The organism is Streptomyces jeddahensis (assembly GCF_001642995.1).
Taxonomy (GTDB): Bacteria; Actinomycetota; Actinomycetes; order Streptomycetales; family Streptomycetaceae; genus Streptomyces; species Streptomyces jeddahensis.
Map to the genome: position 1 here is coordinate 160,100 of NZ_LOHS01000070.1, position 7,629 is coordinate 167,728.

Consider the following 7,629-nt stretch of genomic DNA (forward strand, 5'->3'; position numbering starts at 1 on the left):
GCCCCCAGCCGAGAGGCGGCCGGCGCACGACGCACACGATGGCCGTCCGGCCGGCTACGGAACGCGCACGGTGTTGAAGCGCCCCGCCGTGTGCAGGTCGGCCTCGATCGCCGCGGCCGTCTCGCGGAGAGCGGGCAGCAGGGCGTTGCGGGTCTCGTCGAGAGGCGCCTCTCCGGAGTGCTGCGCGACGTTGAGGGCGGCGATCACGCGGCCGTGCGCGTCCCTCACGGGTACGGCCACCGAGCGCAGGCCCTCCTCCAGTTCCTCGTCGATGGCCGCGTAGCCCTGCTCGGCCGTGGTCCGCACGATGTCGGCGAGAGCCGCGACCGAGGTGACCGTGCAGCGGGTGAGGGGCTGCGGCGGCGCGTCCGCCAGGACGCGGGCGCGCTCGTCCTCCGGCAGCCCGGCCAGCAGCACCCGGCCCATCGCGGTCGCATACGCCGGGAAGCGCGTCCCGGGCGCGATGTGCACGCTCATGATGCGGACGGTCGGTACACGCGCCACGTACCGGATGTCCGTGCCGTCAAGGACGGTCACCGAAGCGGACTCGTGGACACGGCCGACGAGGTCGCGCAGGTGCGGCTCGGCGAGTTCGGCGAAGGAGAGCGCGGAGAGGCGGGCGTAGCCGAGCTCCAGGATGCGGGGCAGGGGGCGGAAGAGGCGGCCGTCGTGGGTCGCGTACCCCTCCTGCTCCAGGGTGATCAGGCAGCGGCGGGCCGTGGCCCGTGGCAGCCCCGTCGCCGCGGCGAGCGCCGTGAGCGGCAGCCCCTCGCCGCGCGCCGCACCCAGCGCGCACACCACGGCCAGCCCTCGCGCGAGCGACTGCAGAAAGCCCGCACCGAGCTCGGCCTTGGCGTTACGCGCGGCGTCAGCGGGTGTAGCAGCCCATGCCGACGATGCCGATGGGGCAGGCGGCGGTGCCGTATGCGAGCGCTCGAGGGCCTCGGACAGCCATGCCGCCTCCTCCTGCAGCCGTGGCAGTACGGCCTTCGCGAGGCCCTCCGGCGTGTGCCTGCTCGTATGGCTGACCGCGCTCAGCGCGCACCGGACGGCGCCGCCGGGTCCGGGCACCGGCACGGACACGGCCACCAGTCCCGGTTCGATCAGCTGGTCGTCCAGCGCCCAGCCTGCCGTGCCCGCCCGCCGGGCCCGGTCGGCGAACTCCGCCTCCGGGATGCGGCGCGGTGGCACCGCCGTGAACGCGCGGGTCTCCGGATCGGCGGCCCGTCGGGTGCGCCACTCCGCCCACTGCCGCTCGTCCCAGCCCGCGGCGAACAGCGAGCCCGGCGCGCACCGCTCGGCGGGCAGCAGATCGCCGATGCGGAAGGCCACGGACATGGTGCGGCGCCGGGTCGCCTGGGCGACGAACCGGGCGCCGTCCCCGTCGGGCACGGCCAGCGACACCGACTCGTCGAGCTCGTCCGCGAGGCGCGCCGTACGGGCCGCGACCTCCGGGGTCAGGCCCGCGGCGGCCAGATACGCGTTGCCCAGCTCCATCAGCCCCGGCGTCAGACGCAGCTCCTGGCCCTGCTGGCGCAGGTGGCCGAGCCGGATCAGCGTCGCCACGACCCGGTCCACGGTGGAGCGGGCCAGGCCCGTGGCGCGCACGAGGTCGCCCGCGCGCACCTGGTCCCCGTACGGAGCCGACGCCAGGGCGCGCAGCACGGCGAGACCGCGCTCCAGCGGGCGTACGGACTCATCGGCCATCACGGCCCTCCTTCGCGTGCTACGTGCTGGGAGCGAGAGGCCGCGGAAGCCGCGCGACCCGTTGACACCGGCCCGAAGCCGGAAGACACTCCCGCTGAGCATGATTATGAACTTAAGTTCATTTCACGAACAAGACCAGCACGCGAACAAGAGGGACAAGGGGTTTTTGCATGCGCACCACCGTCGGCATCATCGGAGCCGGTCCCGCAGGTCTCCTCCTCGCCCGCCTGCTACACAACGCGGGCATCGACTCCGTCGTCCTGGAGAGCCGCGACCGGGCCTACGTCGAGCACCGCCAGCGCGCCGGAATCCTGGAGCAGGGCACCGTCGACGTGCTGCGCGAGGCCGGTGCCGGCGAGCGCATGGACCGCGAGGGACTGCCGCACGACGGGATCGAACTGCGCTTCGACCGCCGCCGCCACCGCGTCGACTTCCCGGCGCTGACCGGCGGCAGGTCCGTGATGGTCTATGCGCAGACCGAGGTGTGCAAGGACCTCATCGCGCTGCAGCTCAAGGAGGGCGGGCCGCTGCTGTTCGAGGCCGAGGCGCTGGCCGTCGAGGGCGCGGACACGGACAGCCCGCGGGTCCGCTTCCGGCACGAGGGCCGCGAGGACGTCCTCGAGTGCGACTACGTCGTCGGCTGCGACGGCTTCTGGGGCGTCGCCCGCAAGGCCGTGCCCGCGGAGCTCGCCCAGGTCTTCGCGCGGACGTACCCCTTCGGCTGGCTCGGCATCCTCGCCGACGTACCGCCCTCGCACGACGAGCTCGTCTACGCCCGCCACGACCGCGGTTTCGCCCTGCTGAGCATGCGCTCCCCGTTCGTGTCCCGGCTCTACCTGCAGGTGCCCGAGGGCACGGACGCGCAGGACTGGAGCGACGAGGAGATCTGGGACGAGCTGGAGCGGCGCTTCGAGACGGACGACGACTGGCGGCTGGAGCGCGGGCCCATCACGCAGAAGTCCGTGACGCCCATGCGCAGCTTCGTCCACGAGCCCATGCGCCACGGCCGGCTGTTCCTCGCCGGGGACGCCGCGCACATCGTGCCGCCCACCGGCGCCAAGGGCCTCAACCTCGCCGTCGGCGACGTCGTCACCTTCGCCCGCGCGCTCATCGAGTTCCGGGCGACGGGCGACGCGACCGGCCTCGACTCCTACTCCGAGACCTGCCTGCGCCGCGTCTGGCAGGCCGAGCGCTTCTCGTACGCGATGACGACCATGCTGCACCGCGCCCCCGACGCGACCCCCTTCGACGACCGCATCCAGCTCGCCCGGCTGGACCGGATCACCACCGCCCGCTCGGCCGAGACCGATCTCGCGGAGGGATACACCGGCTTCCCGCTCGACTGACGGCACCTCCGCAGAACCGTTCAGCCGTACGGCGGAACCGAACCGCCCTCCCATACGTAATAGCGATCGAGGGAATGCCGGGCGAGAGCCCGGTGTTCGAGGTCACAAGCGGGGAAAGATCCTCCCCAAGCACTAGAGGCAATTCTTTGCCCGGCCATTACTCTTGGGGCAAGGCCGCGCAGGGCGGCCATGGAGGAGTGAGATGAGGAGCAGCAACCCGGTCTTCTCGCGACGGGGGTTCAGCCGCGACAACGGCTACGCGGGCTTCAACGCGCAGCAGCCGCAGGCCGGGGGACCCGCTGTCGGGACGCAGTACGCCCCGGGCAACCCCTACGCGGGCGGCAACCCGTACGCGCAGGCGCCCACCAACCCCTACGCCCAGAACCCGTACGCGCCTCAGGACCTGCAGTACGGCGCCCCGCCGCAGGCCCCGGTCAGCACCGGCCGCATGACGATGGACGACGTCATCATGCGTTCGGCGATGACGCTCGGCACGGTCGCCGTCTTCGCCGTCCTGGCCTGGGCGGTCCTGCCGGTGTCCCCCACGAGCTACGGCCTCGCCATCGGCTCCGCACTCGTGGCGTTCGTGCTGGCCATGGTCCAGTCCTTCAAGCGCAAGGCCTCGCCCGCGCTGATCCTCGCCTACGCCGCCTTCGAGGGTGTTTTCCTCGGCGTCTTCAGCGAGATGTTCAACAGCCGCTGGAGCGGCGCGCCCTTCCAGGCCGTGCTGGGCACCATGGCGGTCTCCGGCGCCACCCTCCTGATCTACAAGGCGGGCTGGATCCGCGTCACCGCACGGTACGCGCGCATCGGCATGGCGATCGCCATCGCCTTCATCCTGGTCATGGCGGTGAACCTGCTGCTGGTCGCCTTCGGCGTCGCCGAGGACGGCGGGCTGCGCAGCATGGGCCCGCTCGGTGCGATCGTCGGCATCATCGCGATCGTGCTCGGCGCCTTCTTCCTCACCCTCGACTTCAAGCAGATCGAGGACGGCATCGCCTACGGCGCTCCCCGTGAGGAGTCCTGGCTGGCCGCGTTCGGCCTGACCATGACGCTCGTGTGGATCTACGTCGAGATGCTGCGCCTGGTCGCCATCTTCAGCGGCGACGACTAAGAGGCGACCAAGACCGGTGACGGCTGCCTCCCGCAGCCGTCGCCTGTCACCGACAACGGCGAGGGGCCCGCGAACCACGGTTCGCGGGCCCCTCGCCGTTGTGTAGGTTGCGACGCCTGTCCGGCGCAGCGCGCTCATCGCAGCTTGCGCGCGGCCCGCCTCAGGTCGTGCTCGTGAATGATTGCCTTGGCATGCCCGTACGCGAGATTGTGCTCGGCACGGAGCCAGCTGACCTTCTCCTCGAAGCGGAAGAGAGCGGGGCCTTCGTCGACAGCCCGAAGCCAGTCGGAGACTTCGCGGCCGGTGCAGTGAGGGATGCGAGCGAGCAGATTGCGGTGGGTCTCCTCGGAGAAGACTTGGGACATCGGCGCCTCCGGACGCACTCGATGTGTTCCGTCCTTCACGCCACCGTGCCTGAGCGTTCGCCCGTTGGCAACAGCCAGGGTCAGGCGCATAGGGTCGCGGCGTGCTAGATACGACTCCTTTGACGTCCGCCGTGGACCATTTCGCCGACCGTCTGAGGGCCGCTCCGCAGAGCCGTCTGCAGCGTGGCGCGGCGGCCGAGGCACTGGCCCTGGCCAGGGAGCTCTCACTGCGGGCCCAGCGCCTGGAGGACCCGGAGGCGGAGCCGCGCGAGATGCCGGACGCGGGGATGTTCGCGGCCGCGGACCAGATCACGGTCGCGGCCCGCGACCTGGCGCTCGTACTCGCGGAGGAAAGTCAGCTCGCCGAGGCGCTGGCGCTCGTGGCGGAGGCCCAGAAGCGCGCCGGGGTGTAGCTGATCCGCGCCCGCGTGCACCTTCGCCCCCGCGCCTGCCGCGGGGGCGGGCAGGGCGGTCAGAGGCTGGCGATGACCCGGTCCGCCAGGACGTACACATTCTCGTCACCGACGGCGAAGGTCAGTGCGTAGGCGCCGGAGATGGCGGAGCCGCCCAGCAGCACGGGCGCGTCGCCGTCGTGCAGTGCGGCGGCCAGCCGCTCGGCCGTGTCGCGGTGGCCCGGGGTCATGCACAGCGTCGTACCGTCCGCGAACACATACACATCGAGCGTGCCCAGCGGTCCGGGCCGCACGTCGGCCAGCTCCGTGCCGGACTCGGCGAGCGTCTCGAGACGGGCCACGGTGCGCTCGTGGTCGTCGGTGCCCCGCGTCTGTGCCGGGACGAAGTCCGGGTGCGAGGGGTGGCGGCGCCGGGCCGCGGCCAGCTCGGGGGACTCCCCGAACTCGTCGGCCTCCGAGGCGGGCTCGACCACCGGCTCCAGGCCCGCGAAATCGGACGGGCGCGGCAGATACATGTCGTCGAGCGGCAGCCCGAGCAGCGACGGGGCGTCCGCGGCGTCACGCGCCTCCTGGGCAGCCCAGAACGCGCGGGCCTCGGCCAGCTCGCGCTCGCGCTCGTCGGCGAGAGCGGCGGCGACGGCCAGGCGTATCGCGTCGGCGTCCGACGTCGTACGGGCGGCGGGCACCGCGGCGCGGGCGAATGCCGTGCGTCCCTCGGCCAGCTCCGCGCGCAGCGCCGCGATCTGCTTGCGTACCCCGTGCAGGGAATGCAGGGCGGCGGCGCCCACGACCGCGGCGGCGGTCGTGGTGACCAGCAGGGCAAGAGGCATGGCACTCACGACGTACTCCTGAACTCAGACAGAGACCCCCGACTTCCTACCTCAGCTTGGGGCCTGCACCGCGCAGCTGTCAGTGCAATACGTCACGAATTGGACAGTTCTTTGGTCACATGTGTTTACCCGGATGCCGGACTGACCTGCAGATATGGCTCTCCCCCAGGAGATAAGTCACATCCTGGGGGAGATTGGATCACGAATCGACCCCTGAGGAGCTCACCGCGGCGCGGCTCAGCTGAGGCGCTCGCGCTCTCTGTCGCGCTGAGCTTCGCTTCCGCTGCGGGCAGGTGCCGCCTTCGTACCTCAGGCGACCCCTACCCTCCGCTGCAGCTCAGCTCAGCCGCTCGATGACCATGGCCATGCCCTGGCCGCCGCCGACGCACATGGTCTCCAGGCCGAACTGCTTGTCGTGGAACTGGAGGCTGTTGATCAGGGTGCCGGTGATACGGGCGCCCGTCATGCCGAAGGGGTGGCCGACCGCGATGGCGCCGCCGTTGACGTTCAGCTTGTCGATGTCGATGCCGAGGTCGCGGTAGGACGGGATGACTTGGGCCGCGAAGGCCTCGTTGATCTCGACCAGGTCGATGTCGTCGATGGTCAGCCCGGCGCGGGAGAGGGCCTGCTGCGACGCCTCGACCGGGCCGTAGCCCATGATCTCGGGGGACAGGCCGGAGACGCCGGTGGACACGATGCGGGCGAGCGGAGTGAGGCCCAGCTCGCGGGCCTTGGTGTCGCTCATGATGACGAGGGCGGCGGCGCCGTCGTTGAGCGGGCAGCAGTTGGCGGCGGTGATCCGGCCGTCGGGGCGGAAGACCGGCTTCAGGCCCTGCACGCCCTCGAGCGTGACGCCCGGGCGCGGGCCGTCGTCCTTGCTCACCACGGTCCCGTCCGGGAGCGTCACCGGGGTGATCTCGCGCTCCCAGAAGCCCTTGGCGATGGCCTGCTCGGCGAGGTTCTGCGAGCGCACGCCGAACTCGTCCATCTCCTCGCGCGTGACGCCCTTGAGCCGGGCGAGGTTCTCGGCGGTCTGGCCCATCGCGATGTACGGGTCGGGCACCAGGCCGTCCTCGCGCGGGTCGTGCCAGTCGGCGCCCTCGGTCTCGGCGACGGCGGCGGTACGGGCCTCGGCCTCGGCGAAGAGCGGGTTGTGCGTGTCCGGGAGGCTGTCCGAGTTGCCCTTGGTGAAGCGGGAGACCATCTCGACGCCGGCCGAGATGAAGACGTCGCCCTCGCCCGCCTTGATGGCGTGCAGCGCCATACGCGAGGTCTGCAGGGACGAGGAACAGTAACGGGTGATCGTGCAGCCGGGCAGGTGGTCCATGCCCATCTGCACGGCGACGATGCGGCCGAGGTTGTTGCCCTGCTCACCGCCGGGCAGGCCGCAGCCGAGCATCAGGTCGTCGATGTCCTTCGGGTCCAGCTCGGGGACCTTGGCCAGCGCGGCCTGGATGATCGTGGCGGTCAGGTCGTCCGGCCGCAGATCCTTCAGCGAGCCCTTGAAGGCGCGGCCGATCGGGGAACGGGCGGCTGAGACGATCACGGCTTCGGGCATCACGGCTCCAGGTGTCCGGTGAGGGGATCGGGCAGGACTCACTGGGAAGTTACCCGTACGTATCGCGATGGTCATGCGGTACGCACTGTGATGAGGGCCGCATTTCTAAGCGGGCGCTCAGTGCGAGGGTACGTCTTGGAGGGCCACCCCGACGGGCTGCGGGTCTCACGCGAGGGCGCCCGCCGTCGTGGGTTGGGCTCCACCCCTCCGGGGTGTGCGGGTACTGGGCCAGGGCGCCCGCCGTCGTGGGTTGTGCCCACCCTCCCCCAGCTACCGCTGGGAGGTGCCCCCAGCCC

At 71.5% G+C, this 7,629-nt stretch carries 7 protein-coding genes; 3 read left to right on the top strand and 4 right to left on the bottom strand.

Going from position 1 to position 7,629, the window contains the following annotated elements:
* Positions 1–54: 54 nt before the first annotated feature.
* Positions 55–1,707: an IclR family transcriptional regulator domain-containing protein gene (locus STSP_RS12815; RefSeq protein WP_067276205.1), complete on the bottom strand. Its 1,653-nt coding sequence runs from the start codon at positions 1,705–1,707 to the stop codon at positions 55–57.
* A 170-nt stretch (positions 1,708–1,877) separates the two neighbouring features.
* On the opposite strand from STSP_RS12815, the gene STSP_RS12820 reads away from it, so the two are divergent.
* Together STSP_RS12820 and STSP_RS12825 are read left to right on the top strand one after the other, a co-directional pair.
* Entirely contained in the window at positions 1,878–3,053 is a 1,176-nt protein-coding gene (locus STSP_RS12820) for a 4-hydroxybenzoate 3-monooxygenase (protein WP_067276212.1), read from the top strand.
* A gap of 202 nt (positions 3,054–3,255) precedes the next feature.
* Positions 3,256–4,167 (top strand): Bax inhibitor-1/YccA family protein, encoded by a 912-nt coding sequence (locus STSP_RS12825; RefSeq protein WP_067276213.1) that lies wholly within the window; start codon positions 3,256–3,258, stop codon positions 4,165–4,167.
* Positions 4,168–4,301: 134 nt separating this feature from the next.
* On the opposite strand, the gene STSP_RS12830 is transcribed toward STSP_RS12825, so the two are convergent.
* On the bottom strand, positions 4,302–4,532 hold the full coding sequence (locus STSP_RS12830) for a DUF4287 domain-containing protein (RefSeq protein WP_067276214.1): 231 nt from the start codon (positions 4,530–4,532) through the stop codon (positions 4,302–4,304).
* A 101-nt stretch (positions 4,533–4,633) separates the two neighbouring features.
* On the opposite strand from STSP_RS12830, the gene STSP_RS12835 reads away from it, so the two are divergent.
* Positions 4,634–4,945, top strand: coding sequence for a hypothetical protein (locus STSP_RS12835; RefSeq protein WP_198547327.1), 312 nt, complete (start codon positions 4,634–4,636; stop codon positions 4,943–4,945).
* A gap of 59 nt (positions 4,946–5,004) precedes the next feature.
* On the opposite strand, the gene STSP_RS12840 is transcribed toward STSP_RS12835, so the two are convergent.
* Positions 5,005–5,775: a hypothetical protein gene (locus tag STSP_RS12840; protein WP_067276220.1), complete on the bottom strand. Its 771-nt coding sequence runs from the start codon at positions 5,773–5,775 to the stop codon at positions 5,005–5,007.
* 337 nt (positions 5,776–6,112) lie between these two features.
* On the bottom strand, positions 6,113–7,333 hold the full coding sequence (locus tag STSP_RS12845) for an acetyl-CoA C-acetyltransferase (RefSeq protein ID WP_067276221.1): 1,221 nt from the start codon (positions 7,331–7,333) through the stop codon (positions 6,113–6,115).
* Positions 7,334–7,629 lie beyond the last annotated feature (296 nt).

Bases quoted from the DNA above. Each gene is read 5' to 3' on its own strand.
- STSP_RS12825 (WP_067276213.1), top strand. From the start codon at position 3,256: ATGAGGAGCAGCAACCCGGTCTTCTCGCGACGGGGGTTCAGCCGCGAC.
- STSP_RS12840 (WP_067276220.1), bottom strand. From the start codon at position 5,775: ATGCCTCTTGCCCTGCTGGTCACCACGACCGCCGCCGCGGTCGTGGGC.
- STSP_RS12820 (WP_067276212.1), top strand. From the start codon at position 1,878: ATGCGCACCACCGTCGGCATCATCGGAGCCGGTCCCGCAGGTCTCCTC.
- STSP_RS12845 (WP_067276221.1), bottom strand. From the start codon at position 7,333: ATGCCCGAAGCCGTGATCGTCTCAGCCGCCCGTTCCCCGATCGGCCGC.
- STSP_RS12815 (WP_067276205.1), bottom strand. From the start codon at position 1,707: ATGGCCGATGAGTCCGTACGCCCGCTGGAGCGCGGTCTCGCCGTGCTG.
- STSP_RS12830 (WP_067276214.1), bottom strand. From the start codon at position 4,532: ATGTCCCAAGTCTTCTCCGAGGAGACCCACCGCAATCTGCTCGCTCGC.